Origin of the sequence: Tistrella sp. (genome assembly GCF_002684955.1) — a bacterium.
In the GTDB taxonomy this organism is placed as follows: domain Bacteria; phylum Pseudomonadota; class Alphaproteobacteria; order Tistrellales; family Tistrellaceae; genus Tistrella; species Tistrella mobilis.
Genome location: NZ_NYWI01000072.1, coordinates 76,023 through 102,129, shown reverse-complemented (window position 1 = coordinate 102,129; position 26,107 = coordinate 76,023). Strand labels below are relative to the sequence as shown.

The 26,107-nt window shown below is 69.7% G+C and carries 28 protein-coding genes; 13 read left to right on the top strand and 15 right to left on the bottom strand.

The features are described 5' to 3' along the window. Positions 1 to 4: 4 nt before the first annotated feature. Both sbnB and sbnA read right to left on the bottom strand, forming a co-directional pair. Entirely contained in the window at positions 5 to 1,042 is a 1,038-nt protein-coding gene (gene sbnB, locus CMO28_RS23180; protein ID WP_296717659.1) for a 2,3-diaminopropionate biosynthesis protein SbnB, read from the bottom strand. Next, positions 1,039 to 2,022, bottom strand: a complete 984-nt coding sequence (sbnA, locus tag CMO28_RS23175; RefSeq protein ID WP_062761264.1) for a 2,3-diaminopropionate biosynthesis protein SbnA — start codon at positions 2,020 to 2,022, stop codon at positions 1,039 to 1,041. Before sbnA ends, sbnB begins: the two co-directional genes overlap by 4 nt. On the opposite strand from sbnA, the gene CMO28_RS23170 reads away from it, so the two are divergent. Together CMO28_RS23170 and CMO28_RS23165 are read left to right on the top strand one after the other, a co-directional pair. After that, positions 2,017 to 2,190, top strand: coding sequence for a hypothetical protein (locus tag CMO28_RS23170; RefSeq protein ID WP_296717656.1), 174 nt, complete (start codon positions 2,017 to 2,019; stop codon positions 2,188 to 2,190). The genes sbnA and CMO28_RS23170 overlap by 6 nt on opposite strands. Before the next feature lie 118 nt (positions 2,191 to 2,308). Then, positions 2,309 to 3,760 (top strand): GNAT family N-acetyltransferase, encoded by a 1,452-nt coding sequence (locus tag CMO28_RS23165; RefSeq protein WP_296717653.1) that lies wholly within the window; start codon positions 2,309 to 2,311, stop codon positions 3,758 to 3,760. A gap of 2 nt (positions 3,761 to 3,762) precedes the next feature. On the opposite strand, the gene hutC is transcribed toward CMO28_RS23165, so the two are convergent. Continuing rightward, positions 3,763 to 4,497: a histidine utilization repressor gene (hutC, locus tag CMO28_RS23160; RefSeq protein ID WP_296717650.1), complete on the bottom strand. Its 735-nt coding sequence runs from the start codon at positions 4,495 to 4,497 to the stop codon at positions 3,763 to 3,765. Continuing rightward, a complete protein-coding gene (hutI, locus tag CMO28_RS23155; protein ID WP_296717646.1) occupies positions 4,494 to 5,759 on the bottom strand; it encodes an imidazolonepropionase in 1,266 nt (421 codons plus the stop codon). Before hutI ends, hutC begins: the two co-directional genes overlap by 4 nt. 96 nt (positions 5,760 to 5,855) lie before the next feature. Between hutI and CMO28_RS23150 the strand changes: the two genes are divergently transcribed. Genes CMO28_RS23150 through hutG form a run of 3 tightly spaced genes read left to right on the top strand, consistent with a single transcriptional unit; the run spans position 5,856 to position 9,585 of the window. Further along, on the top strand, positions 5,856 to 7,223 hold the full coding sequence (locus tag CMO28_RS23150) for a formimidoylglutamate deiminase (protein ID WP_296717643.1): 1,368 nt from the start codon (positions 5,856 to 5,858) through the stop codon (positions 7,221 to 7,223). Then, a complete protein-coding gene (hutH, locus tag CMO28_RS23145) occupies positions 7,220 to 8,776 on the top strand; it encodes a histidine ammonia-lyase (protein ID WP_296717640.1) in 1,557 nt (518 codons plus the stop codon). The genes CMO28_RS23150 and hutH overlap by 4 nt, the downstream gene beginning before the upstream one ends. Then, on the top strand, positions 8,773 to 9,585 hold the full coding sequence (gene hutG / locus CMO28_RS23140) for an N-formylglutamate deformylase (RefSeq protein WP_296717635.1): 813 nt from the start codon (positions 8,773 to 8,775) through the stop codon (positions 9,583 to 9,585). The genes hutH and hutG overlap by 4 nt, the downstream gene beginning before the upstream one ends. Positions 9,586 to 9,601: 16 nt before the next feature. On the opposite strand, the gene CMO28_RS23135 is transcribed toward hutG, so the two are convergent. Next, entirely contained in the window at positions 9,602 to 11,035 is a 1,434-nt protein-coding gene (locus CMO28_RS23135) for an FAD-binding oxidoreductase (protein WP_296717630.1), read from the bottom strand. A gap of 97 nt (positions 11,036 to 11,132) precedes the next feature. On the opposite strand from CMO28_RS23135, the gene CMO28_RS23130 reads away from it, so the two are divergent. Beyond that, positions 11,133 to 11,564, top strand: coding sequence for a DUF1489 family protein (locus CMO28_RS23130; protein WP_041604938.1), 432 nt, complete (start codon positions 11,133 to 11,135; stop codon positions 11,562 to 11,564). Here CMO28_RS23130 and CMO28_RS23125 read toward each other — a convergent pair. Genes CMO28_RS23125 through CMO28_RS23115 form a run of 3 tightly spaced genes read right to left on the bottom strand, consistent with a single transcriptional unit; the run spans position 11,542 to position 14,260 of the window. After that, complete coding sequence (locus tag CMO28_RS23125) at positions 11,542 to 12,888, bottom strand: sensor histidine kinase (protein WP_296717626.1); 1,347 nt, start codon at positions 12,886 to 12,888, stop codon at positions 11,542 to 11,544. The genes CMO28_RS23130 and CMO28_RS23125 overlap by 23 nt on opposite strands. Positions 12,889 to 12,929: 41 nt before the next feature. Next, on the bottom strand, positions 12,930 to 13,988 hold the full coding sequence (locus CMO28_RS23120; protein WP_296717623.1) for an L-threonylcarbamoyladenylate synthase: 1,059 nt from the start codon (positions 13,986 to 13,988) through the stop codon (positions 12,930 to 12,932). An 11-nt stretch (positions 13,989 to 13,999) separates the two neighbouring features. Then, positions 14,000 to 14,260: a hypothetical protein gene (locus CMO28_RS23115; RefSeq protein ID WP_062761250.1), complete on the bottom strand. Its 261-nt coding sequence runs from the start codon at positions 14,258 to 14,260 to the stop codon at positions 14,000 to 14,002. Between the two features lie 197 nt (positions 14,261 to 14,457). On the opposite strand from CMO28_RS23115, the gene parA reads away from it, so the two are divergent. Further along, positions 14,458 to 15,084, top strand: coding sequence for a ParA family partition ATPase (parA, locus tag CMO28_RS23110; protein ID WP_296717618.1), 627 nt, complete (start codon positions 14,458 to 14,460; stop codon positions 15,082 to 15,084). 4 nt (positions 15,085 to 15,088) lie between these two features. On the opposite strand, the gene CMO28_RS23105 is transcribed toward parA, so the two are convergent. The 4 genes from CMO28_RS23105 to CMO28_RS23090 all read right to left on the bottom strand — a co-directional run bounded on the left by CMO28_RS23105 (position 15,089) and on the right by CMO28_RS23090 (position 18,029). Then, complete coding sequence (locus tag CMO28_RS23105; RefSeq protein ID WP_296717615.1) at positions 15,089 to 15,691, bottom strand: regulatory protein RecX; 603 nt, start codon at positions 15,689 to 15,691, stop codon at positions 15,089 to 15,091. Then, the gene (gene cysQ / locus CMO28_RS23100) at positions 15,688 to 16,512 is read right to left on the bottom strand and encodes a 3'(2'),5'-bisphosphate nucleotidase CysQ (RefSeq protein WP_296717612.1); all 825 of its coding nucleotides are present in this window, start codon (positions 16,510 to 16,512) and stop codon (positions 15,688 to 15,690) included. Before cysQ ends, CMO28_RS23105 begins: the two co-directional genes overlap by 4 nt. Positions 16,513 to 16,605: 93 nt before the next feature. Further along, positions 16,606 to 17,316 carry a phosphoadenylyl-sulfate reductase gene (locus tag CMO28_RS23095; protein WP_296717609.1) on the bottom strand — a complete coding sequence of 237 codons (711 nt, stop codon included), beginning with the start codon at positions 17,314 to 17,316 and terminating at the stop codon, positions 16,606 to 16,608. A 65-nt stretch (positions 17,317 to 17,381) separates the two neighbouring features. After that, the gene (locus CMO28_RS23090) at positions 17,382 to 18,029 is read right to left on the bottom strand and encodes a precorrin-2 dehydrogenase/sirohydrochlorin ferrochelatase family protein (RefSeq protein ID WP_296717606.1); all 648 of its coding nucleotides are present in this window, start codon (positions 18,027 to 18,029) and stop codon (positions 17,382 to 17,384) included. A gap of 234 nt (positions 18,030 to 18,263) precedes the next feature. Here CMO28_RS23090 and CMO28_RS23085 point away from each other — a divergent pair, with 234 nt between their 5' ends. The 4 genes from CMO28_RS23085 to CMO28_RS23070 all read left to right on the top strand — a co-directional run bounded on the left by CMO28_RS23085 (position 18,264) and on the right by CMO28_RS23070 (position 20,866). Beyond that, a complete protein-coding gene (locus tag CMO28_RS23085; protein WP_296717603.1) occupies positions 18,264 to 19,256 on the top strand; it encodes a 2-hydroxyacid dehydrogenase in 993 nt (330 codons plus the stop codon). 151 nt (positions 19,257 to 19,407) lie between these two features. Further along, positions 19,408 to 20,103, top strand: coding sequence for a fumarylacetoacetate hydrolase family protein (locus CMO28_RS23080; RefSeq protein WP_014745848.1), 696 nt, complete (start codon positions 19,408 to 19,410; stop codon positions 20,101 to 20,103). 73 nt (positions 20,104 to 20,176) lie between these two features. After that, positions 20,177 to 20,428 (top strand): type II toxin-antitoxin system prevent-host-death family antitoxin, encoded by a 252-nt coding sequence (locus tag CMO28_RS23075; RefSeq protein ID WP_014745847.1) that lies wholly within the window; start codon positions 20,177 to 20,179, stop codon positions 20,426 to 20,428. Between the two features lie 3 nt (positions 20,429 to 20,431). Next, the gene (locus CMO28_RS23070) at positions 20,432 to 20,866 is read left to right on the top strand and encodes a hypothetical protein (RefSeq protein ID WP_296717598.1); all 435 of its coding nucleotides are present in this window, start codon (positions 20,432 to 20,434) and stop codon (positions 20,864 to 20,866) included. Between the two features lie 15 nt (positions 20,867 to 20,881). Here CMO28_RS23070 and CMO28_RS23065 read toward each other — a convergent pair whose 3' ends face one another. Next, positions 20,882 to 22,807 (bottom strand): potassium/proton antiporter, encoded by a 1,926-nt coding sequence (locus CMO28_RS23065; protein WP_296717595.1) that lies wholly within the window; start codon positions 22,805 to 22,807, stop codon positions 20,882 to 20,884. 191 nt (positions 22,808 to 22,998) lie between these two features. On the opposite strand from CMO28_RS23065, the gene CMO28_RS23060 reads away from it, so the two are divergent. Next, a complete protein-coding gene (locus CMO28_RS23060) occupies positions 22,999 to 24,258 on the top strand; it encodes a threonine ammonia-lyase (RefSeq protein WP_296717592.1) in 1,260 nt (419 codons plus the stop codon). A gap of 20 nt (positions 24,259 to 24,278) precedes the next feature. On the opposite strand, the gene CMO28_RS23055 is transcribed toward CMO28_RS23060, so the two are convergent. Beyond that, positions 24,279 to 25,226: a hypothetical protein gene (locus CMO28_RS23055; protein ID WP_296717589.1), complete on the bottom strand. Its 948-nt coding sequence runs from the start codon at positions 25,224 to 25,226 to the stop codon at positions 24,279 to 24,281. Positions 25,227 to 25,288: 62 nt separating this feature from the next. Further along, entirely contained in the window at positions 25,289 to 25,462 is a 174-nt protein-coding gene (locus CMO28_RS23050; protein ID WP_296717586.1) for a hypothetical protein, read from the bottom strand. Here CMO28_RS23050 and CMO28_RS23045 point away from each other — a divergent pair. Beyond that, positions 25,455 to 25,976: a DinB family protein gene (locus CMO28_RS23045; protein ID WP_062761796.1), complete on the top strand. Its 522-nt coding sequence runs from the start codon at positions 25,455 to 25,457 to the stop codon at positions 25,974 to 25,976. The genes CMO28_RS23050 and CMO28_RS23045 overlap by 8 nt on opposite strands. Positions 25,977 to 26,107 lie beyond the last annotated feature (131 nt).

Sequence of the window (26,107 nt, the reverse complement as noted above, 5' to 3'; positions counted from 1 at the left end):
GCAGTCAGAGGCCGAGGGTCGCTGTGCGCGGGAAGAAGTCCGGCACAACGACCCCGCCGCCCTGGTCGGTGACCGTCTTCCAGACATCCAGACCCAGGGCGAGGTCCAGGATGCCCATGCCGAAGGGGGAGAAGATCCGGGGACGGCTGCGGTCGGGCACGATCCGGCCATGCACCGCATCGGCGATGGTGCCGGCGACGAAGCCGCGATCGCCGCGGGCCTTTTCGACCAGATGCAGCGAGGTATCCGCCTTGAGCGCGTGATCGACATCGTCGACCAGGTTCCAGGCCGAGAGGATCACCTCGGGCCCCAGATCACGCAACGAGATGTGAAGCACGGTCGGGGCATGGGCGAAGAGCCCGGCATCGAGCACATGCGGCCGGCCGGCGGTGGTGGCGAAAATCACCAGATCGGCCTGGCTGATCGCCGCGGCGATATCGGCGGTGGCCCGGGTGGGGATCCGCCGGCGCAGCCCGATCGCATCGGCGAAGGCCGTCGCGCGGGCGAGGTCGAGATCATGGGCGACCAGTTCGCCCGCCTGCCAGCCGGTGGCGAACAGCATGTCGGTGATGGCGCGCGCGATCGGCCCGGTGCCGATCACCGCCACCTGTCGGGCCCGCTTTTCAGGACCATGGAGCAGTTCGGCCCCCAGCACCGCCGAGGCGGCGGTGCGGGCGGCGCTGATGATCGAGCTTTCCAGGCAGGCGACAGGATAGCCGGTCCCGGCATCGTTCAGGACGAGCACGGCCGAGGCACGGTCGATGCCGCGGGAAAGGTTGCCGGGAAAGCTTGCGATCCATTTGATACCCGAGACCGGGTCATCGCCGCCGATCGCGGCCGGCAGGGCGATGATCCGGTCGCCGGGTCGGTCGGGGAAGCGCAGGAAATAGCTGTCGGGGTTGACGGTCAGCCCGGCGTCGTGGGCCAGATAGGTGTCGCGCACCAGGGCGACCAGATGGTCGGGACGGGCGGCAAGGGCCCGGCGGACGGCCTCGGCACCGATCACGGTGAAGGGGGCCGGCTGAAGCATGCGGTCGGTCATGCGGCAAGGGCCTCGGCAATGTCGGGGGGAAGGTCGGCATAACGGCTGCCGATCCAGGCGGCGTCGTAGAGGGTCGCGGCATAGCGGTCGCCCAGATCGGGCGAGAGCGCGACCACCGTGGCACCGGGCGGGATGGCGCCGGCGGCGGCATGGCGGGCGATGCCGGCCAGCACGGTGCCGGTGGAGGCGCCGATCAGGAAGCCGTGGCGGCGGCGGAAGCGCCAGCAGGCGGTGACGGTTTCGGTCTCGGGCACGATCACCTGTTCGTCCAGCATGGTCGCTTCGAAAAGCGGCGGCTGCTGGCTGGCGCCCAGCCCCGGCAGGTAGCGCCGGCCCGGCGTCTGGCCGAAGGTCACCGACCCGACGCTGTCGACCCCGATCACCCTCGTGTCGGGTGCATTGATCCGGAAGTATTCCGCGCAACCCATGGCCGTGCCGGCGGTGCCGACACCGACGAACAGGAAATCCGGCCGGTCGACCCGCCGCCGCACGGCAGGGCCGGTCCAGCGGTGATGGGCCCATTTCGCGGCCGGATTGCCGTATTGATTGGTCCAGACCCAACCCGAATGGCGATCGAGCAGGGCGGCGATCCGCCGGAGCCGTGTGCCCAGATAGCCGCCATTCTCGTCGGTTTCGGTCACCGGCTCCATCCGGCCGCCGGTCGCCTCGATCATGTCGCGGGTGGCGGGGGATATGTTGGGATCCGAGACGCAGACGAAACCATAGCCGAGCGCACGGCAGACGATGCTGAGTGCGAGGCCCAGATTGCCCGACGAGCTTTCGACCACCGTGGCGCCGGGCTTCAGGCGCCCGGATCGTTCCATGTCGGCGATCATCGCGAGCGCGGTCTTGAACTTGATGGACCCTGCGGGGTTCAGCCCTTCGATCTTGAGCAGGATGTCGACACCACCAGCCGCATCGATGCGGACCGGTACGAACACGTCGTCCTGGATCAGGGCTGCGAGGTCTTCTATGTGCATGGCGAACCCTCCGCCGAGGCGCAGGTGGTCGCGGCCGTCCGCAAAGGGGGCGCGGACCGTGAAAAAATCATGCCGCGTATTGCGAGCCAGAATATCATTCTATGGTTGATTATCAACTGTGAAACATCCCGGCTTTCGCAGACGGCTGGCGAATTCAGCGGCGGATGACGAAAGCCTGTGTCTCGTTTCGTGGTACATGATTTTAAATATCAACTGAAAGTCATTATAATTTACAATCATCAGTATCGTTATCTAAAAGGTCCACCCGCAGCCGGAGAGGCGCGCCATGACCCTGATCGATCTGCCCGTCAGCGATGCAATGGCCAGGCCCGCGGCAGAGGCGCCGCCGCCTGCGCCATCCCCCATGGCGGCGGCCGGATTGCCGCCGCCGCATGCGGTGGCCGTCTGCCTGCATGCCGGGCCGGACCGGCTGAACGGGCGCCTGGTCTGGGATGCCGGGGGCGGCTGGTCCTTCGTGGCGGCCGGCGGGCATCTGCCCGAGGACGTGGCGGGGCGGCTGGCCGATCCGGCCACGGCGGTGGCGGTGGAACCCGGGGTCGACCGGCGGGCGATCCGTCGGCGGCGGCTGGGGCCGCTCCGGCTCGGCTGCCTTTCGGTGGAGCCCGCGCGGGGCATCGTGCGGCTGGATGCCGCGATCCCGGCGCCGGTGGTCGATCAGCTGCCGCGGCCTGCCGAGGCCCTGCCGGCGATGCTGGATGGCCGGAGCCTGAACCGGCGGCGGCTGCCGGCCCTGGTCACGGCCATCGGACCTTATGAGGCGGTGGCGGAGGTGACGGGACCGGCCGCCCTGCTGGTGCCGGGCACGCTGATGACCCTGACCGTGGTGCGGCCCTGGGCCGATCCCTTCCGGCTGCGCAGCCGGATCGTGGCGGTGGAGAGCGGGACTGAAACCGTGCGCGTCCTGCTGCGCATGGCCGATCCGGCGGCGATCGACCGGGCGGCGGTGCTGGCCGCCTGCACCGCGCCCGGCTTCGGAATCCAGGCACTCTGGACCCATGGGCTGAAGCCGCGCGGGCTGATGCGGCATCTGCGGGTGGTGCCGGCGGCGGGTGCGGCGGATATGGTAACGGCCCGCGCGCTCCGGCGGGATGCCAACCAGTTCTACGGGCGCCGGCCCGAGGCGCGCGACCCGGCCGACTGGGCGGACCGGCTGGACGGCTCGTCGATCCTGTTTCTGGCGTATCTGGGCGACAAGCCGATCGCCACCGCCCGGCTGGTGGTCAATGGCGGCGACCGGTCGTTGAGCGAGCTGCAGGCCCAGGTGCCGGTGCCGGACACGTTCTGGGAGGGCGGTTTCGTCGAGGTCTCGCGGCTGGTGGTCCATCCGGATTTCCGCGGCAACCGCATCCGCTATGACCTGTTCCGCGAGGTGGAGCGGCTGAGCCTGTCGATGGGCGTGCGCTTCATGCTGTTCGATGCCATTCCGCGCCTGGTGCCGATGTATCAGGCGGTGGGCGGCAAGCCGCTGCCGTTGACCAAGAAGCACCCCGACAGCGACGAGACCGTCCGGGTGATGTATGTCGACATGCGATCGATCCTGGGCCGGGTGAACCGGTTTTCGGCAGTGTGGCTGGCCGGGTTCGGCAGCACGCTGGGCCGGCATCTGGCGATCGAGGGGCGAGGCCCGACCGATGCCATTCTGGGCCCGAAACGACGCGGCGTCGGGGCGGCGGTGATCCGCAATATGGGCCGGCTGCTGGCGCGCGCCAGCGGCTGACCTCAGAAGCCTGCCGCCAGCGGCATGGTGCCGGGGCCGGCCCGGAAGCGGGTGCCGAGGCGGAAGCGGGTACCCGGATGGGTGAGGATCGCGAGCGTGACCACGCCGCGATCCACCCAGGTGCGGCGGGTGAGCCTGAGGCAGGGATCGTTGCGGGCGATGCCGAGCCGGGCGGCGATGGCCTTCGGCGCGGCGGTCGCCTCGATCACATGTTCGACATCCGGTGCGGCATGGAGGCCCGACAGATAGGCGGTGGGGGTGATGCGGGTGAAATCCTGGGCCGGATAGTCCGGCGCCAGAACCGGGTTCACCCAGCGCTCTTCATGCTGGATCGGCACGTCGTTTTCGGTGTGCAGCACGATCGAATGCCAGAGCCGGGCCCCTTCGGGCAGGTTCATCTGCCGGGCGAGGGCGGCATCGGCCGTCACCTCGTCCAGCACCTCCACCCGCGCGGCATGGCGGTTGCCGCGGGTGGTGATCTCGTCGGCGATCGACCGCAGCTCCACCACCGAAACCCCGGGGCGGCGCTCGGCCACGAAGGTGCCTACCCCCTGAACCCGGGCGAGCAGGCCCTCGTCGGTCAGCTCGCGCAGGGCCCGGTGCACGGTCATCCGGCTGACGCCGAATTCCTCCAGCAGGCGGTTTTCCGACGGCAGCTGGCTGCCTTCGGGCCAGTCGCCCTCGATGACCCGGGCGCGGATCGCTGCTTTGATCCGGCGGTAGAGCGGCTGGGTCATGCGGCGGCTTCCCCTGCAAAGCCCATGCGCGGATCCCGCGGCCGGCCGCCCCGGACGACCTGGATGCAGGGATTGAAGCCGACCATATAGGCCAGCTCGGCCGGCGTGCCGATCCGCCAGAGGGCGAGGTCGGCGCGCAGGCCCGGGGCGATGGTGCCGCGATCTTCCAGCCCCAGCGCCCGTGCCGCCACGCGGGTGACGCCGGCCAGCGCCTCTTCGGGCGTCAGGCGGAACAGGGTGCAGGCCATGTTGACCATCAGCAGCAGAGAGGTCACCGGCGAGGTACCGGGGTTGCAGTCGGTGGAGATGGCGATCGGCACGCCGGCCGCGCGCAGTTCCAGGATCGGCGGCAGCTGCTTTTCGCGCAGCATGTAGAAGGCGCCGGGCAGCAGCACCGCCACCGTGCCGGCGGCGGCCATGGCGCGCACGCCGTCGACCCCCAGATATTCCAGATGATCGGCCGAGAGCGCGCCGAATTCGGCGGCGAGCACTGCGCCCTTCTGGTCGCTCAGCTGTTCGGCATGCAGCTTGACCGGCAGGCCGGCGGCGCGCGCGGCCTCGAACACCCGCCGGGTCTGGGCGGTGGAGAAGGCGATCCGCTCGCAGAAGGCATCGACCGCATCGGCGAGGCCGGCCTCGGCGGCGGCCGGGATCATCTCGCGCACCACCAGGTCGACATAGGCCTCGGCGTCGTCGGCGAATTCGGGCGGCAGCGCATGGGCGCCGAGCAGGGTGGTGCGGATCTCGACCGGCCGGCGGGTGCCGAGGGCCCGGGCGGCACGCAGCATGCGCAGCTCGGTATCGGTTTCGAGGCCGTAGCCCGATTTGATCTCGACCGTGGTCACACCTTCGGCGAGCAGCGCATCCAGCCGGGGCAGGGCATCGGCGATCAGCCGGTCCTGATCGGCGGCGCGGGTGGCGGTGACGGTGGACAGAATGCCGCCGCCGGCCTTCGCAATCTCTTCGTAAGAGGCGCCGTTGAGCCGCAGCTCGAATTCCCGGGCGCGGTTGCCGCCATGGACCAGATGGGTATGGCAGTCGATCAGCCCCGGCGTCATCCAGGCGCCGCCGGCATCGATCACCTCGGCCGCCAGCATGTCGGGCAGGCCGGGCAGATTCTGCGCCGGACCGACCCAGGCGATGCGGCCATCCTTCACCGCCACCGCGGCATCGCCGATCGCGCCATAGGGCTCGTCGCCCGGGACCATGGTCGCCACATGCAGGTTCACCCAGATCCGGTCCCAGCGGGTCGCCGTGGTCATGGCCGTCGTCTCCATCTCGGTCGCGTTGAGAACGATCTTGTCAGACTTGTCTAAGCTTGTATAGGCTTGTCTAGGTCGAGACCGGAGCGGAGCCAGATGCAGAGACTGTTCCTGAAGACTGCCCGCCTGCCCGAGGGCTGGGCACGTGATGTTCTGGTCACCATGGATGCGACCGGACGCATCGCCGGCGTCGAGGCCGATGCCGTGCCGCCCGGCGATGCGTTGCGGCTGGACGGCCATGCCGTGCCGGGCATGCCGAACCTGCACGGCCATGCCCATCAGCGCGCCATCGCCGGGTTTGGTGAGCGGGCCGGGGCGGAGGGGGCCGACAGTTTCTGGAGCTGGCGGGCCGCCATGTATCGGGCGCTCGACCGGATGACGCCCGAGGATTTCGAGGCCGTGGCCGCCTGGGGCCAGGTTGAGATGCTGAAGGCGGGGTTCACTGCGCTGGGTGAGTTCCACTACCTGCATCACGATCTGGACGGCAGCCCCTATGCCGATCCTGCGGAGATGAGCCTGCGCGCCGTCGCCGCGGCGCGCGAGACCGGCATCGCGCTGACCATGCTGCCGGTGCTTTATGCCGCATCGGGTTTCGGCGGATTGCCGCCGACCGAGGGCCAGCGCCGTTTCATTCTGGATGCCGATCGCTTCCTGGCCCTGGTCGCGCGGCTGGAGGCCGAAGCCGCGGCCGATCCGCATCTGGTGGTCGGCATAGCCCCGCATTCGCTGCGCGCCGTGCCGCCGGCCCTGCTGGCCGAGGTGCTGGCGGCGCGGCCCGCCGGCCCGGTCCATATCCACATCGCCGAACAGCCGCGCGAGGTGGCTGACTGCCTGGCCGCCACCGGCGCCCGGCCGGTCGACTGGCTGTATGATCATGCCAGGGTCGACCGGCGCTGGTGCCTGGTACACGCGACCCATGTGACGGCGGACGAGCGCGGCCGGATCGCGCAGAGCGGTGCCGTGGCCGGGCTCTGCCCGGTGACCGAGGCCAATCTGGGCGACGGCATCTTCCCGGCCGAGGCCTTTATGGCCGAGGGCGGCTGCTTCGGCATCGGCACCGACAGCCATGTCTCGATCGGGGTGGCCGAAGAATTGCGGCTGCTGGAATACGGCCAGCGCCTGGTGAGCGGCCGGCGCACCGTGCTGTCGGGCGGCGCCGGCAGATCGACCGGCGAGACGCTGTATCTGACCGCCGCAGCCGGGGGCGCCCGGGCGCTGGGGATCGAGGCCGGGCGCATCGCGCCGGGGGCGCGCGCCGATATCGTGGTGCTGGACGCTGCCGATGCCTCGATGATCGGCCGGCGGCCCGACAGCGTGCTCGACGGCTGGATCTTCGCCGGCAATCGCCCGCTGGTCACCGATGTTTTCGCCGGGGGCCGCCATGTCGTGGCGGGCGGCCGGCATCTCCACGAGGACGCCATCGCCCGCCGCTTCCGGGCCGCGCTCGAAAGGCTGCATGCATGACCGAGACCACAGAGACCCTGGTCCTGGCACCGGGTCGGATCCCGCTCGACGATCTCCGCCGGATCTGGGCGGGGCGGCCGCATCTGGCGCTGGACGATGCGGCGCCGGCGCGGATGGCGGCCTCGGCCGCGATCGTGGAGCGCATCGCGGCCGGCGAGGAGGCCGTCTACGGCATCAATACCGGCTTCGGCAAGCTGGCGCAGAAGCGCATCGCGGCCAGCGATCTCGCCCGGCTGCAGCGCAATCTGATCCTGTCGCATGCAACCGGCGTCGGGGCACCGCTGGCGGCGCCGGTGGTGCGGCTGATCCTGGCGATCAAGGCGGCGAGCCTGGCGGTCGGCGCTTCGGGCGTGCGGGGGGAACTGGTCGAGGCGCCGCTGGCGCTGCATGCGGCCGACGTGCTGCCGGTGATCCCGTCCAAGGGCAGTGTCGGTGCCTCGGGCGATCTGGCGCCGCTCGCCCATCTCTGTGGTGTGCTGCTGGGGATCGGCGAGGTGATTGTGGCGGGTGAGCGCCTGCCGGCGGCCGAAGGGCTGGCCCGTGCCGGGCTGGCGCCCATCGAACTGGGGGCCAAGGAAGGCCTGGCGCTGATCAACGGCACCCAGGTCTCGACCGCGCTGGCGCTGGACGGGCTGTTCCGGATCGAGCGTTGCTATCGCTCGGCCCTGGTCTCGGGCGCGATCGCGGTCGAGGCGGTGATGGGCAGCCACCGGCCCTTCGACCCGCGCATCCATGCGCTGCGCGGCCAGCCCGGCCAGATCGACGCGGCGGCGGCCTGTCGTGATCTGCTGGCGGCGAGCCCGCTCAACGCCGCCCATCAGGGCCCCGACTGCCACCGGGTGCAGGACCCGTATTCGCTGCGCTGCCAGCCCCAGGTGATGGGGGCGGTGCTGGACCAGATGCGCATGGCGGCACGCACGCTGACCATCGAGGCGAACGGGGTCACCGACAACCCGCTTGTGATGACCGATACCGGTGAGGTGATCTCGGGCGGCAATTTCCACGCCGAGCCCGTGGCCATGGCCGCCGACCAGCTGGCGATTGCCGCCGCCGAGATCGGCGCGCTGGCGGAGCGGCGGATCGCGATGCTGATCGATGCGTCGATCAGCGGCCTGCCGGCCTTCCTGGTCGCCGATGCCGGGCTGAATTCCGGCTTCATGATCGCCCATGTGACGGCGGCGGCGCTGGCTTCGGAGAACAAGACCCTGGCCCATCCGGCCAGCGTCGACAGCCTGCCGACCTCGGCCAATCAGGAAGACCATGTCAGCATGGCGACCTTTGCCGCCCGGCGGCTGGGCGACATCGCCGACAACGTGTCCGAGATCGTGGGCATCGAACTGCTGGCGGCGGCCCAGGGGCTGGAATTCCACCGGCCGCTCCGCGCGGCGGCCAAGGTCGAAGAGGCGGTGGCGCGGATCCGCGCGGTGGTGCCGTCTTACGACACCGACCGCTATTTCGCGCCGGACCTGACCGCAGCCGGCATGATGGTGCGTGAGGGTCGCTTCTGCGACCTGACCGAGGTGAGCCTGGAGAGGGAGGGCATGGCGGGATGACCGGCGAGACGATGGTGCACGAGGTCTATACCCTCCGCCGCGGCGGCTCGGCCCTGGTGGTGAGCATGCCCCATTGCGGCACGGGGCTGTTCGACGGGCTGGAGGCGCGGCTGACGCCCGAGGCGCTGGATCTGGCCGATACCGACTGGCATATCCCCGAACTCTATGACTTCGCGGCCGAATTCGATGCCACGATCATCGCCGCCCGGCTGTCGCGCTATGTCGTGGACCTGAACCGGCCGTCTTCGGGCGAGAGCCTCTATCCCGGCCAGGCGACCACCGGGCTTTGCCCCACGACGCTGTTCGACGGCCGGCCGCTCTATCTGCCGGGGGCCGAGCCCGATGCGGCCGAGATCGCGGAGCGGGTGGCCAGCTATTGGCAGCCCTATCATGCGGCGCTGGCGGCGGAACTCGACCGCGCGAAGGCCGTCCATGGCCATGCACTGCTCTGGGATGCCCATTCGATCCGGGGCGTGGTGCCGCGGCTGTTCGAGGGGAGGCTGCCGGATCTGAACATCGGCACGGCCCGCGGCGCAAGCATGAGCCCGGACCGCAGGGCGCGGGTCGCCGCGGCGGCGGAGGCGGCGGCCGGAGCGGCGGGCTATGGCCATGTGGTCGACGGCCGCTTCGTCGGCGGCCATATCACCCGCAGCTATGGCCGCCCGAACCAGGGCGTCGAGGCGATCCAGATGGAGCTGGTCCAGGAGACCTATATGGAGGAGAACGGCCCGCCCTTCAGCTTCCTGCCCGAGCGCGCGGCCCGCATCCGGCCGGTGCTGAAGGCGGTGATGGCGGCCTTCATCGGCTGAGGGCGGCTTTGTCGCATCAGTCCCGCGACAGCACCCGGCCGGGGGACATGATGCCGGCCGGGTCGATGACCTCCTTGATCGCGCGCATCAGCCCGACTTCGACCTCGGAGCGGTAGCGGGTGAGATCGCCGGTCTTGAGCCGGCCGACGCCGTGTTCGGCCGAGAAGCTGCCGTCCAGCTCCGCCACCAGATCATGCACGGCGGTGGCGACCTCGTGCCAGCGGGCCAGGAAATCGGCATCGGTCATGTCGACCGGGCGGCTGACGTTGAAGTGGATATTGCCGTCGCCCATGTGGCCGAAGGGGCAGAGCCGGGCGCCCGGGATCAGTTCCTCGACCAGGCGGCCGCCGCGGCGGATCAGGGCCGGGATGGCCGAGACCGGCACCGAGACGTCGTGTTTGATGCTGGCGCCCTCGGGCTTCTGGGCCTCGGACAGGCCCTCGCGCAGCGACCAGAAGGCGTTGCACTGGGTTTCGGACTGGGCGATGGCGGCGTCCTCGATCGCGCCCTCTTCCAGCGCCTCGCCGAGCAGACCTTCCAGCAGATCACCCAGCGGGATGGGGCCGGCCAGCTCGATCAGCACGAACCAGGGCCCGGCGGCATCGGGCAGCGGGTCGCTAAGGCCCGGAATGTGGCGGAGGGCGAAGCCCATCGGCGTCGCATTGATCAGCTCGAAGGCTTCGAGCAGGTCGCCCGCATGGGCGCGGGCGCGGGCGAAAAGGTCGAGCGCCGCCTCGGGCGAGCCCATGGCGACGAAGGCCGCCGCCCGGTGGCGCGGCATCGGCACCAGTTCAAGGGCGGCCGCGGTGATGATGCCGAGCGTGCCCTCGGCGCCGGCGAAGAGCTGGCGCAGCGCATAGCCGGTATTGTCCTTGCGCAGCCGGCGCAGCCCGTTCCACACCCGGCCATCGGGCAGCACCACCTCCAGCCCCAGCACCAGATCGCGCATGCTGCCATAGCGCAGCACATGCACGCCGCCGGCATTGGTGGAGATCAGCCCGCCGATCCGGGCGCTGCCTTCCGAGGCGAGGCTGAGCGGGAACAGCCGGCCGGCCTCTGCGGCGGCGGCCTGAACATCGGCCAGAATGCAGCCGGCCTCGGCGACCATGCTGCCGCCTGCGGCATCGACATCGCGGATCCGGTTCATGCGTGCAAGGCTGATCAGCAGCTCGTCGCCGGTTTCGGTCGGCACGCCGCCGCCGACCAGGCCGGTATTGCCGCCCTGGGGAACCAGCGCGATGCCGGCTTGCGACGCGATCGTCACCACGGCTGCGACCTCTTCCGTGGTTGCAGGCATCACCACGGCGGGGGTCCGTCCCGTCCAGAGGCCGCGCCATTCCTTCAGATGCGGTTCCATCGCCGCCGGATCGTCACGCCAGCCCTTCGGCCCCACCACGGCGCGGATGCGGTCCAGGATCTCGGGCGAGGGGCGGTTGAGCGGTGCGGACATTGGGGGCGGAGCCTTCCGGGAGGGGCGGAGCGATCGGGAGAGACGGGCGCATGTCAGCCTCTGGCGCGGCGGCACCGGACGGCATAGAGTGCGCGCCATGACGCTGCATCTTCTCAAACTCGCGGTCGGGGTCAACTCGGTCGAACATCTGGCCGAACTCCAGACCGCCCGGCTGGCAGAGGCCCGCGCCGCGGGCCGGCCGCCGCTGCTTGTCCATGTCACCCGCCAGACGCCCAAGGAAACCGCGGCCCTGCTGGATGGCGGCTCGCTCTACTGGGTGATCCGCGGCCTGGTCTCAGCCCGTCAGAGGCTGGTGGCGCTGGAGCCGGTGCAGGGCACGGATGGCGTGCGCCGCTGCGCCCTGGTGCTGGACCCCGACCTGGTCGAGACCGAGACCCAGCCGCGCAAGCCGCATCAGGGCTGGCGCTATCTGAAACCCGAGGACGCCCCGGCCGACCGCCGCAGCGGCAGTGCCGAAGGCGGCGACCCGAAGCTTGCGGCCGAACTCAGAGCCCTGGGTCTGCTCTAACCGGATCCGTTCCGATCGGCCTGACCATCGCCCGATGCGGCAGGGGGACGGTGATCGTGGTGCCGAAGCCGGGCGTGCTGTCGATGGTGAGCCCGCCGCCATGCAGTTCCGCCAGCGCGCGCGACAGCGGCAGGCCGAGGCCGGTGCCGTCATGGCGACGGGTGAGGCTGGAATCGATCTGGCCGAAGCGCGACAGCGCGATCGGGATCTGATCGGCGCTCATCCCGATGCCGGTATCGGCGACCATCATCCGGATGCAGGCCGGTTGATCCGGCCCGGGCGGCACATCTTCCAGGATCAGCCGCACCTCACCGCCGTCGGGGGGGAATTTCACCGCGTTCGACAGCAGGTTCAGCAGGATCTGACGCAGGCGGCGGCGGTCGCCGGTGATCATCGGCATCCGCTCCGGCAGGTCGGCGGCAAGGATCACCCCGGCCTTTTCGGCCCGCGGCGCCACCATGCGCAGCGTCTCGGTGGCGAGGCTCGTGGGGTCGACCGGTTCGATGTCGAGCGGCAGACCGGTGGCATCGGCCTTGGCGATGTCGAGCAGATCGTTGATCAGCGACAGCAGATGTTCGGCCGAGGAGTGGATGTCGCCGACATATTCCAGATAGCGGGCATGACCGACCGGGCCCAGCATCTGGGTCATGATGATCTCGGAAAAACCCAGAACCGCATTCAGCGGCGTGCGCAGCTCGTGGCTCATATTGGCGAGGAAGGCGGTCTTGGCGGCATTGGCCCGCTCCGCCTCTTCGACGGCGCGGTCGAGCGCGCGGTTGTGCTCGGCCATGCGGGCGACCAGCCGGCGCATCACGTCCAGCGCCGAGCCCACCCCCAGATAGCGACCCTTGGCGGTGACCACGAAACCGGCCGAGAAGGCGCCGCCGCCGACGGCGGTGATCTCGGCCCCCAGCGCTTCGATCCCGGTTCCTTCATCGACCACCAGCGGATCCGGCGCCATCAATTCGCGGATCGGGCGTCGGGCATACAGATCGCGGATGAAGGGGCGGGCGAATTCATAGAGCAGATGGGTGCGCCCGACCAGGCCGATCGGCCGTTCCTGGCCATCCACCACCGCCAGGGCGGGCAGGGTCGGATCCCTGAGGAAGCGGTCGACCACGTCCATGCAGTGCATGGTGGCAGGGATCGGTGCGGCGCGCAGTGCAATCGCGCCGGCCCGCCAGTCGCCCGGTGCCGGCAGGTCGCCGACGGCCGCCCCGGCTTCGCCCGGTGCGGCGAGCGCAAGCGCAATCAGCCGGTCGAGATCCTGCTCCCTGGATTGCCGCATCACTGCTCCGCCGCTGCGATCGAAAAGATCGCTCACTTTAGAGTTTCTCCGTGTCGGGGTGATGACGGCATGACCGGTCAGTCACGAGGTGCGGCCGCACGTCCCAGCCGGTCGGCGAGGGCGGCCAGGATTTCCCCATCGGGGTCGGCAGGGGACACCTGCAGGGGGGCGACCGCAATGCCATCGACATCGAAGCCGTCGGCGGCGCGCAGCAGCGCGTAGAGCCGCCGGGCGGCTTCGCGCGGGCGGGCATCGGCCGACAGCTGCAGCACATGGGCAAAGCCCGGTGGCGGCGGGCCATAGGCGAGCAGCACCTCCCGCCGGCCGGGAAGCGGCGCCGTTGCATCCAGCCGGACGGCATGGCCGGGGGCGTAGTGGCTGCCGAGCATGCCGGGTGAGGGCAGGGCCGAGAGGCCGTCATCGGCCGGCAGATCGGCGCCGTCCGCCGGGTCGGCCAGATCGTCTGCGCCGAGGGCCGCCCGCAGCATCGAGGTGGTGATCGCGCCGGGCCGGAGCACGCGGACCCGTGGCCCTGAAAGGTCGATGACGGTGGATTCGACGCCCACCGGGCAGGGGCCGGCATCCAGCACCGCGGCGATACGCCCGTCCAGATCGGCGAGCACATGATCGGCGGTGGTGGGGCTGACATGGCCCGACCGGTTGGCGCTGGGACCGACCATCGGCACACCCGCCGCCCTGATCAGCGCCCGCGCGGCCGACAGTGCCGGAACCCGGACCGCGACCGTGGGGCCACCGGCGGCGGCGACATCGGCGATGCGGCAATCTGCCCGGCGCTTCATCACCATGGTCAACGGGCCGGGCCAGAACAGCCCGGCAAGCACCCGCGCCCGATCGTCGGCGCGCGCCACGATCAGCCCCTGTTCGGGATCCGACGCATGGACGATCAACGGGTTGCGGGCCGGCCGCCCCTTGGCGGCATAGACCCGGGCGACCGCTGCGTCTGAGGTGGCATCGGCACCCAGGCCATAGACGGTTTCGGTCGGGAATGCGACGAGCCGGCCGGCGACGACAAGCGCCGCCGCATCGTCGATGGCGCGGCGGTCTTCGGCGCTGACCGGATCGACCGCAACCTTCAGCCGGCAGGTTGGTTCAGGGGATACGGGCGAAGGGGACACGGGCGCAGAGGTCAGTCGGGCTTGTCGCCGAAAAGCGCCTTCAGATAGGCATGCTGAAGGTCGGCGATGTGGCGCTGAAGATCGGCGAGATCCTGGCCGATCATCTCGATGACGGCGAGGTCGTTGTCCATCGACTCGCCGCTTTCCTCGGACCAGTGGTTCGACAGCAGCGTCAACGCGTCATGCGCCGCCCGTTCATGGTGCTTGCTGCCATGCCCGAGGGCGTCGATCCGCTCGCGGATGAAGTTGAGGCTCTCTTCGGCGCTGAGCATGTGGTTGTCTCCGCACGAGGGCGGGCACCGGAACCGGCCGGCGCCACAGGGTCGGTATCCGCCGACTATGCCGGTCCGGGGCGCGGGACGCAACCGTGCACGAGGCTTGCGGCCAGCCGTCGCAGAGGTCACGCTTCAGCTCGGATATCGGCGGGTGAGTGCAACGCCGGATGAGGAACGTATCGGGGAGACGGGAGATGATCCTGACCATCGCACAGCAGAAGGGCGGCGCCGGCAAGACGACGCTGGCGGCGCAGCTGGCGGGATGCTGGGCGGCACGCGGCCGTCGGGTGGCGGTGGTGGATATCGATGATCAGGGCAGCCTGGCCCGCTGGGCGGGCTGGCGGGCGGAGCGCAGCCCCAACCGGCCGGCGGTGACCATGCGGGCCCTGTCGGGCTGGCGGCTGGACGGCGAACTGGCCGGGCTTGGGCGCGAACATGATGTGGTCATCGTCGACACCCCGCCCGAGGCCGAGAACGATGCCCGCTGCGCGGTGCGTGCCGCCGATCTGGTGCTGGTGCCGGTGCAGCCCAACCCGTTCGACGTGGGCGCGACCCGGCCGACCCTGGACCTGGTGCGGGCCGAGCGGCGGCAGGTGCTGCTGGTGCTGAACCGCGTGGCGCCGCGTGCGCGCCTCGCCCAGGCGATGATCGATGCGGTGGCGGAACTGGGCGCACCGGTGGCGGATACCCGCTTCGCCAACCGGACAGGCTTTGCGGCATCGCTGCTCGACGGGCTGGCCGTCTCGGAAACCGAGCCGCGTTCAGCCGCCGCCCGGGAGCTGGAGGCACTTGCCGACGAGATCGAGCGCAGCCTGGGCTGAGGCGTCAGTCCTCTGTCGTGCTGCCCGGCCGGCGCCGGTCGGGAAGGGCCTCGGCATCGGCTGCCCAGTCGTCCAGGGCATCGACATCGACCGCATCGATCACCCGGCGGGCCAGATCGGGGTAATAGCCGGCACGGGCCATGGCGGCGATGTCGCGTTGGCGGGTGCCGTCGCGGGCGGCTTCGGGTCGCCAGGGGCCCAGCCGACGACGGCGGGCATAGGCGATGGCGCCGATCCGGTCGTCGGCGCCGCCTTCATCCTCGGCCATGTCGGAGAGCACGCCTTCGATCCGCGCGGGTTCCAGCCCGCGCAGCGACAGGTCGCGGGCGATGCCGGCGCGGGGCCGGCCGCGATTGCGCAGGCTGCGGGCGCGGAGGCGGGCATAGGCATCGTCATCGACCAGCCCGGCGGCGGCGACCCTGTCCAGCGCCCGGGCCACCATGGTGTCGAGCGTTTCGGGCGGCAGGGCGGCCGCTTCCTGCCAGCGGGTCAGCCGGCTGCGGGCGCGGCGTTCCAGATCGGCCCGGCTGGCCGGATGGCGGCCGGCGCTGGCGGTGAGCGCAGAGACCAGGCGGGAGAGCAGGCGGGTGTCGATCTCGCCGGTCATGCGTCCGCCGCCTCGCCGGTGGTCCAGGGACCGCGGGCGAGGAAATGGGGATTGTCGAGCCCCGGCTTGCCATAGGTGAGCGGCGGGCCCGCCAGGGTGTCGACATGGCCGCCGGCAGCCAGGAGCACGGCATGGCCGGCGGCGATGTCCCATTCCATGGTGCGCCCCAGCCGCGGGTAGAGATCGGCCTCGCCCTCGGCGATCAGGCAGAGTTTCAGGCTGGAGCCGGCCTGGCGGCTGCGCTCCACCTCGTGCGCCGCCAGCCAGTCGCGGGTGCGCGGGTCCAGATGGCTGCGGCTGATCAGCGCCACCGGGCCGTCGGCGGGCACGGGCCGCACCCGGATCGGCCGGCGGCTGCCATCGGCTTCCACCACCACGGCACCATCGGGAGAGCCGGCATAGATCCTGCCGGTGGCCGGCACGCCGACCACGCCTGCAATGGGGCGGCCGTCGACCACCAGGGCGGCGTTGACGGTGAACTCGCCATTGCGCGACAGGAATTCGCGGGTGCCGTCGAGCGGATCGACCAGCCAGAAAGCGGCCGCGGGCGCGCCGGCGGCAAGCTCCGCCTCGGTGACGGCTTCCTCGCTGATCACCGGCAGATCGGGGGTGAGAACGGCGAGCCCCCTGGTCAGCACCTCGTGCGCCGCCAGATCTGCCGCGGTCACCGGGCTTTCATCGGCCTTGGTCCAGCGTTCGACGCCGGGGCCGTAAAGCGCCATGATCGCCTCGCCGGCACGGCGCGCAAGATCGACCAGCGCATCGAGCGGCGGCAGGGCGATGCCGGCGTCGGTGCGGTCGGCAGGCAGGTCGGTCGGCATGGGGGCAGGGCTCCGGTCTTCAGGATGCAGGGCGTGGGCCGATCATCGGCGCCCTGCCGGCCGCGGTCAACCGGCGCGGCCGACCGGAGACGTTCAGATGCCGGCGCCGTCGGACATGGTGTGGATGCCGCATTCGGTCTTGGCCCGGCCCGACCAGCGGCCGCTGCGCAGATCGTCGCCCGGCCGGGTGCGGCTGGTGCAGGGGATGCAGCCGATGGAGGCGTAGCCCTGGGACTCCAGCGGATGACGGGGCAGATCGTGGGCGTCGAAATAGCCCAGGATCTGGTCGCGATCCCAGAAGGCGAGCGGGTTGAGCTTCACCCGCCGGCCGTCGCGCTCCACCGGCATCACCTCGGCGCGGCCGCCGCCATGATGGCGCTTCAGCCCCGAAATCCAGCCGTCGACGCGCGACAGCGCCTTGGCCAGCGGTCGGACCTTGCGGAAGGCGCAACAGGCATCGGGGTTGGTGATCCAGAGCTCGTCTTCCGGATCCTCGCGGGCATGGTCGACCGGATCGGGGGTCTCGGACTGGACATTGCGCAGGCCCAGCCGGTCGATCAGCTGGTCGCGATAGGCCAGCGTCTCGGGGAAAAGCATGCCGGTTTCAAGGAAGATGACCGGCAGGTCGCGGTCGACCCGCGAGACCATGTGCAGCAGCACCGCAGCCTCGGTGCCGAAGGACGACACCAGCGCGAGGCGGCCGCCGAGCGGGCCATAGGCAGCGGCGGCGATCAGTTCGATCCCGTCGAGGTGACCCAGGCGGAAGTTCAGCTCGTCGTAGAGCGCATTCTCGATCACGGCCATGGTGATCAGGACCTTTCGCGGTCTTTTGTCGTTCCTCAGGCACTGACCCTCCGGGGAGGGGAGGATCAGGCCTTCACACGGCGGGGATGGTCGGTCGGGGTTGTTGCATCGGTTGCATCGGCGGCGGTGCCGCCGAGGGGCAGCCAGCCTTCGCGCCGGATCATTTCGTCGGTTGCGGACTTCACCGCGGCGGGGGGCGTGCTGGCACCGCGCAGCGCCATACGCAGCCGGCGGATGGCGGCCGTCCTCTCGGCCCATTCGGGGCCGATCAGCCGGGCGAGTTCACGCTTCATGGCGATGGCGAGGCTGGGGCTGGCGCCTGCGGTGGAAATGGCGATCGCCAGATCGCCACGGCGCAGCACCGACGGCACCTGCAGCGCGCAGAGCGGCACCACATCCTCGACATTCACCAGCACCTTGTAGGCCTCTGCCCGGTCATGAAGCGGCCGGGCGGTCTCGACATCCAGATCGGCGACGAACAGCACCCGCAAATCGTCGAGTTCGGCATCGCTCGGCAGCCGGTCGACCACCACGCCACCCAGCGCCTCGGCCCGGGCAATGAAATCCGCGGGCGCATCCGGTGCGTAGACACGCGGATGAATGGCGCCCGCCTCTATGATCATGGCGAGGCGGGTGAGCGCCTTCTCTCCATGGCCGGCCACGGCGACGGGCAGGCGGCGCAGGTCGAGCGAAACGGGCAGCAGCGCGGTCATCGGTCTCCTCCCCACGCCGGTTCCGGCGGGCGGGATGATAAAAACGGATCCGATCTGTTGAATGCGGATCAGCATGTTGGAAAGCAATGTAGGTCCGGTGGATCTCATAAACAACACATATTTAAGGAGTAGTTTTCAAGAACAACAAAACCATGCTGTTGAACACGGGGTGGCGGAGCCCGACGGGCTCGGGATATGCTGCGGACCGTTCCTCAGATCCGGGAGAAATGCCCCATGTCCGCCCCTGCCGATCGTCCGGTCCTGGTCGTTACCCGCCATCTGCCCGACGCGGTGGAGGAGCGGGCGGCGCGCGATTACCGCGTGATCCGTCTGGCCGAGGATCGGCCGATTCCGGCGGCAGAGCTGGCGGCGCTGGCGGCCGACAACGCCGCTCGCGGCATTCTGCTAACGCCCACCGAGCGCATGGATCGGGCGGCGATCGAGGGGCTGCCCGCCTGCGTCGAGGCGATCGCCACCTTCTCGGTCGGCTATGACCATATCGACCTTGCGGCGGCGAAGGCGCGCGGGCTGCAGGTGTTCAACACCCCCGACGTCGTGGCCGAGGCGACGGCCGATATCGCCATGCTGGTCATGCTGGGGGCGGCGCGCCGCGCCTATGAAGGGCAGCGCATGCTGCGCACCGGCGGCTGGTCGGGCTGGTCGCCGACCTTCATGCTGGGCACCGATCTTCGCGGCAGGCGGCTAGGGCTGGTCGGCTTCGGGCGTATCGGCCAGGCGACGGCCCGCCGGGCGAAGGCTTTCGGCATGACCATTCATTATCATCAGCGCCGCCGGCTGGATGAGGCGGCACTGGGCGCCGATCTGGCCGACGCCGTCTATCATGACAGCCTGGACGATCTGGTGGCGGTGGCCGATGTGCTGTCGCTGCACTGCCCGGCGACGCCCGAAACCATCGGCATGATCAATGCCGAGCGGATCGCCCGCCTGCCCGAAGGGGCCATTCTGGTCAACACCGCGCGCGGGCCGCTGGTGGACGATGCGGCGGCGATTGCGGCGCTGACGTCGGGCCGGTTGCGGGCGGCGGGGCTCGACGTCTTCACCGGCGAGCCGCAATTCGATCCGCGCTGGGCCGAACTCGACAACGCCTATCTGCTGCCGCATATGGGCACCTCCACCGTCGAGACCCGGGCGGCGATGGGCTTCCGGGCGCTGGACAATCTGGATGCCTACTTCGCCGGCGCCACGCCACGCGACAGGCTGGCGTAACTTTCGGACGCAAAATCACCGGGATATATCACAAACGCTTAACATGGACCGGGTGCGGACGTATCTTTCTCGCCCCGGTGGCGAGGGCGGCCTGCACCCGCACCCATGGCCCTGCGCCCCGGGACGAGATCGATCCAAGGGGGGAGGGAGCATGACCTACGGTCTGGCGGTGGCATCCTGGGAGGCGCCGACATTGCCGATTCGCGGCTCGGCGATCCGGTTTCCGGTCCGCCGCGTGTTCTGCATCGGCAAGAACTACGCGGATCATATCCGCGAGATGGGCGGCACCGATGTGAGTGCCGAGGCGGCGGTGTTCTTCATCAAGCCGGCCGATTGCGTGGTTGCCGATGGCGCGAAGGTCGCCTATCCGCCGATGACCGCCAACCTGCATCACGAGGTGGAGCTGGTGGCGGCGATCGGCCGCGAGGGCGCGAATGTACCGGCCGATCAGGCGCTGTCGCTGGTCTACGGCTATGCCGTGGGCGTGGACCTGACCCGGCGCGACCTTCAGAACGCCGCCCGTGACCGCGGCGGCCCCTGGGACATGGCGAAGAGCTTCGACCAGGCGGCCCCGGTGGGCGCACTCGCCCGTGTCGAGAGCTTCGGCCATCCGCAGCGCGGCCGGATCTGGCTGGAGGTCGACGGCCAGATGCGCCAGCAGGCCGACCTCAACCAGATGATCCGCACCACCGCCGAGGTGATCGCCGAACTGTCGCGCTATATCGCGCTCAAGCCCGGCGACATCGTCTTCACCGGCACCCCCGCCGGTGTGGGCCCGATCGCCCGCGGCCAGAAGGTCCGCTGCGGCATCGAACATGTGGGTGAGCTGACCTTCGACGTGGTGTGACCTGCCGTCGCGACCTTGCACGCAGGGGCGGATGGCCACATCTTCTGTGTGGGCGAGAGAGCGGAGGTGCGTCATGTCCAGCATTGTGACAGCGTCCGAGATCCGGAAGGACTTCGATGCCTGGCACGACCGGGCGCTGACGGAGCCGGTCCGCGTGACAAGGCAAGGTCGCGAGACGGTCGTGATCATCTCGGCTGCGACCTATCACCGTCTGAAGCAGGCAATGCGGGGCCATGTGTCGGCCGAGGAGTTGACCGACGAGGAGTTTGCCGCTCTCGAGGCGGCGGAAATTCCCGAGGCGTTGCGCTACTCTCTCGACGATTGACGGATGCCGCTTCCCGATCCCGTGCCGGGCCTCGTTATCTCCTATGTTTTCCTGTGGCGTCATCAGCGTGATGGCGGTGAGGAGGAAGGCCGGAAAGCGAGGCCCTGTGCAGTGGTCATGACAATGACCGACGAGGACGGAGACAGGCGTGTGTATGTCGTGCCGATTACGCATACACCGCCGGACGATGATCCTCACGCGGTGGCCTTGCCGTTGAAGGTCAAGCAACGGCTTGGCCTGGATGATCAACCGTCCTGGATCGTGACGCGAGAACTCAACTGGTTCGTATGGCCCGGCTATGATCTCCGGCCGGTCCGGCGCGACCGGCGGGACGTCTTTGCCTGGGGCATGTTGCCGGTCGAAATCTTCGAGGCCGTTCGAAGCGGGATCGGTCGGCATCGCCGGGACCGCACGCTTAAGTTGACACCTCGCCTGTAGAGGGGAACCCGGCTCTCACCTGCGCCTGAGCATCCGCCGCAGGCGCTCCGCCAGGCCGCGGCGGGTGCTGTCGGCGGGCCGGGCTGCAACGGGGGTGGCGGTGGTGCCGCGGCTGCGGTCGCGCAGCCGGCGCATGGCGCGGGCAGGGCCGGGGCCCAGATGGCGGGCGGCGCGGACCAGCGTCGGCCAGTCGGGCAGGAAGGGCACCCGCGGCGCACGCCGCTTCAGCCCGTCGAGGTCGAGACCGACCTTGGTGACCCGGCCGGTCTCGTCGCGTTCGCGCACGATCAGGGCGACATTGCCGAGGAAGACCACATCGCCGACCACGGGTGCACGGTTGAACTGACGATCGATGAAATCCGCCAGCGTCTCACGTAGTGCCTCGGCCGGCACCGGCACGCCATAGGCATCGCCCAGTCCCGACAGACGGGCCTCGCCGTTCAGGGTGAAGGCACCGAAGAAGGCGGCATCCTCTTCCGCCCGGCCGCCGAAGACCGCGTCCAGATCCGGCAGTTTCCAGGGCGGCGCCAGCAGATAGAGCGTGTCGCCGACAGCCAGGCGGAAGCTCGGCGCAGGGGTGGTCAGGGTCTTTTCCCGCACCAGAAGCAGTGGCTGCGCCCAGGGCGGCAGGCGCGGATGGCGATCGACCAGCGGGCTGTCGTCCTCGATCGCATAACCCACGATCTCGTGGTCGGGCAGTTCGGGCAGCGAGATTTCGATGCGGTCGATCGGCCCGGATTTGGACGGGATTTCGAGTTTCAGCCAGCGGGCAAGCGGGGTGATCGTCCAGCCCTGGATGGTGAGCGAGACCACGACCACCCAGAAGGCGATGCCGAAATAGAGCGGGCCGACATCCAGCCCCGCCGCGGTCGGGAAGAGGGCGAGGACCATCGGCACCGCCCCGCGCAGGCCCACCCACGAGATGAAAGCCTGTTCCGCCTTCGAGAAGTTGAAGGGTAGCAGCGACACCCAGACGGCGATCGGACGCACCACCAGCATCAGCACGAAGGCGAGCGGCAGGGCGAGCGGCGCGATCGCAATCAGCCCGGACGGCAGGACCATCAGCCCCAGCATCAGGAACATCACGATCTGGGCGAGCCAGGTGAGCCCGTCATGGAAGCGCATGATGTTGTGGAAGCCCTGAAGCTTCCGGTTGCCGAGCATCAACCCCATCAGATAGACGGCCAGGAAGCCGCTGCCGCCGAGCACCGCGGTCAGGCCGAAGGTGAAGAGGGCGCCCGCCAGCGCCAGCAGCGGATAGAGGCCCGAAGCGAGACGCAGCCGGTTGATGGCCAGTCCCAGCACATGGCCCGCAGCCACGCCGAAACCAGCGCCCAGGCCCATCTGCAGCAGGAAGATCCCGGCAAGGTCCACCACCCCCAGACCGTCGCCGCCTGCGGCACCGGCCACCAGCAGCTCAACCAGGCCGATGGTGAGGAAGACCGCCATCGGATCATTGCTGCCGCTTTCGATTTCGAGTGTGGCACCGACCCGTTCCTTCAGCACCAGCCCGCGGCTGCCGAGCAGGAAGAACACCGCCGCGGCGTCGGTGGGGCTGAGGATGGCGCCGAGCAGCAGGCCGGCCATCAGCCCGAGCTGATCGAACAGCGCCCAGCCGATCAGGCCGGTGAGGCCGGCGGTGATCAGCACGCCGACGGTGGCGAGCGATGTGGCGGGCCAGAGGGCGACACGGAAATTCTCCCCCTTGGTCTTGAGGCCGCCGTCGAACAGGATCACCGCCAGGGCGAGCGAGCCGATCAGGGCGGCGGAATCTATGTCGGCGAAGACGATGCCGCCCAGACCTTCCGGCCCGGCGGCAAGGCCGAGCAGAAGGAAGACCAGCAGCAGCGGCATGCCGAAGCGGGAGGAGACCAGGCTGGCCCCGATGCTGATCAACACGAGGGCGGCGCCTACGAAGATCAGCTGGTTGGCGAGTTCCATCGGCGGTCCTCCACGCGTCGAACAGGGGGACAGCGCTGCCGCGGCGCCGCCACCATTCCGCTTATAATCACGGCGGATCATCGAAGGTGTGAGCTTTTTTCGCCGGAGCCTTGCGGAGCGGGCCGATGGTCGGCGCCGGGCCGGGCGTGATATATGCTGGGGCCTTCTGTCCCGCTTCAGACGGCGATGCCATGCCCTTCGACCCGGACCGCCCGACCTCGACCACGGCCGCTTCGTCGGCCTATGCCCCCGGTCCCAAGCCTGCCGCGCGGCCGCTGAGTGCGGCGGCGCGGGCGCGTGCCGGCGTGCCGCTGGAGCCCGCGCTGAACCTCTGGGGCGGGCTTCGCCGTCCGGAAGAGGCGGTGGATCTGCCGGTGATCGATGCCGACCGCGCCAGCACCGTGATCCTGCCCCCGCGAGCCCGGCCGAGCCTGCAGCAGATCCAGGCGTCGAACTGGCCGACGCTGTCGGTGCTGCGGCGGACCTGGATCCGCATGCGATCGTCGATGATCGAGACGCCGCTGCTGCGCTCCGCCCGCGTGGATGCCGAACTGGGCGGGCGGCTGCTGGTCAAGGCCGAGGTGCTGCAGCACACCGGCTCGTTCAAATATCGCGGTGCCTATAACAGGCTGGAGCTGATGTCGCCCGAGATGCGGGCACGCGGCGTGGTCGGCTATTCCTCGGGCAATCACGCCCAGGGGCTGGCGGCGGCGGCGCGGGAATTCGGGGCGCCTGCCGTGATCGTGATGCCGGCCGATGCGCCGCGCACCAAGATCGAGGGCGTGCTCGCCTATGGCGCCGAGATCGTGTTCTACGATCGGCTGTCGGACGACCGGGTGGGGATCACCCGCCGGATCGGCGCCGAACGCGGCATGACCGTGGTTTCGGCCTATGATGATCGCGACGTCATCGCGGGGCAGGGCTCGATCGCGGTCGAAATGCTGGATCAGGCCGAAAGCCTGGGGCAGCGGCCCGATGTGGTGGTGGTGCCCTGCGGCGGCGGCGGGCTGGCGGCGGGTACGGGGCTTTGCCTGCAGGCGTTGCCCGATCGGCCGGCACTGGTGATCGCCGAGCCTGCCGGCCATGACGATACCGCCCGGTCGATCGCCGAAGGACGCCGGATCGGCAATGCACCGGGCGTGCGCACGATCTGCGATGCGCTGGCGACCCCCATTCCCGGTGCGCTCACCTTCGCGATCAACGCCCAGGTGGTCGATGCCGCCGTGGCGGTGACCGATGCCGATGTGGCGCGCGCCATGCTTTACGCTTTCGCGCGCTTCAAGCTGGTGGAGGAACCGGGTGGCGCCGCAGCCCTTGCAGCAGTTCTGGCCGGACGGGTGCCGGTTGCCGGGCGGACCGTTATGGTGGTGCTGACCGGTGGCAATGTCGATCCGGACACGTTTGCAAAGGCATTGACCGAGGCCCAGGCGGATCGCGGCCAGCCTATCTGAAGGGGCCTGATGCGGAGGGCTTAAAACCGCGCATCGGCATCGACGCAGTCGAAACGCGCGCCGTGACGCGGCTGGCGGGCGCCATCGTCGACGAGGGTTGCGACCGCCAGATCGACCGGGTCGTCGGGCAGATCGGGTGCTGGGGCCCAGCGGGCGGCGAGCATCGGCCGGCGCGCTGTCTGGGCGCAATGGCTGGCGGCCGCCTGGCGGGCATCCGAGAGGCTGTCGCCGCGCGGATCGTAGAGCACGGTGATCGTGTCGGGCGAGGCCCGCCGCCGGCCGGTATAGAGGCCGCGATCGCCGTCGCGGATCAGATAGACCCGGTCGGTGGCGGTGACATAGCGCGTGCCGTCCAGCACCCGTACCCCCAGCACCAGTTCTGTCGAGGGGGTTGGCCGCTCCGCCCAGTTGGCGAGATCGGCGGCAAGGCCGGCGCCGATCAGCCAGCCCGGATTGGCGACGAGATCCACGCCCTCGCGGCCGGCCTTTTCGAGCAGATAGACGCCGGTGGCGAGCAGAGTGTAGTGGCCGGCCTCCAGCAGGCTGCGGGTATCCTCGGCATCGTGGCCGACCGCGGTGATCCGGGTTTCGACCCGAAGCAGACCCATCGATCCATCGGCCGGCGGCAGATCGAAACCGGGGGCGGATGCCTGGACCAGAGGGGCCGTATCGCCGGGCGGGGCCGACCAGACCGCGAACCCCTGGCGGATGAACGCTGCGGCAAGCAGGTCGGGCAGCCGGTCGGCGAAGGCGCTTCGGCGGTCGGGTGCGGCGATCACCAGCCGTGCGCCGGGCGGCAATCCGGCCCCGATCTGCAGGGCGGCATCCTCGGCGATGCCGCGCCACTGGGCCGCGCGCTCGACCACCGGGCTTGGGGCGGCGGGCAGATCCGGTGCGGTGTCGCCGGCACAGCCGGGAAGGACCAGCATCAGCAACAGAAGCAGTGTCCGTCCCGTCCGTCGATGCATGACACGCCTCCCGGATTGCCGTGTGAGGCGAGACTAGAGGATATGCGCGCAATGAGGCAAGATCATTCGATGATATGCGCGTATTGGTGATAAATTTCGATGTGATATCTCGTTAGAGATGTTTTCCTTTCGCGATTTTCTTCGACCCCGCCATATCCCTGCGCGTGACGGCGGGTCATGATGGCCGCCATGGTTCCGCCGCCCACCGCCAGTCGGAGTTGCACCCTTATGGACATGCCCAGCTATTTCGGCATCCTCGCCCGCTACAATGCCTGGGCCAATCTCAGGCTCTATGACGCGGTGGCGCGCCTGCCTGTGGTGGAGTTCGAACGGCCGCGGGCGGCGTTCTTCGGCAGCATCCGCGGCGTGCTCAACCACATGATGGTGGTCGACGAGCTGTTCCTGGCCCGGCTGAACGGCACCACGGCGCCCGACCGGCCGCTGAACGCCCAGCCCTGGGCCCATTTCAACGAGTTGCGCAACGCACGTGCCGGGCTGGATCAGCGCATTCTGGGGACGATCACCGCCCTGCCGCTGTCGCGCTTCGCCGAGCCCTTCACCTACACCACCACCCGCGGCGACAGGTTCTCGGACCAGCTGGCCCTGTTTCTCGGCCATTGGTTCAACCATCAGACCCATCATCGCGGCCAGGCCCACGACATGCTGACCCAGACCGAGGTGGCACCCCCGCCGCTTGATTTCCTGATCTTTCAGCGCATCCATGGGTTGTCCGAGGCCGCGGCCGGCTGACCCGGAGGCCAGCGTGGCGTTGCAACAACTTCCCATGCAACCATTAGCCGATTTTGATGTAACTATTTCACCATGATGGCGAGTTGCCCGCGGCGAAGCGGGCGGTTTTCCGCCATCTTCACCCTGTTCTT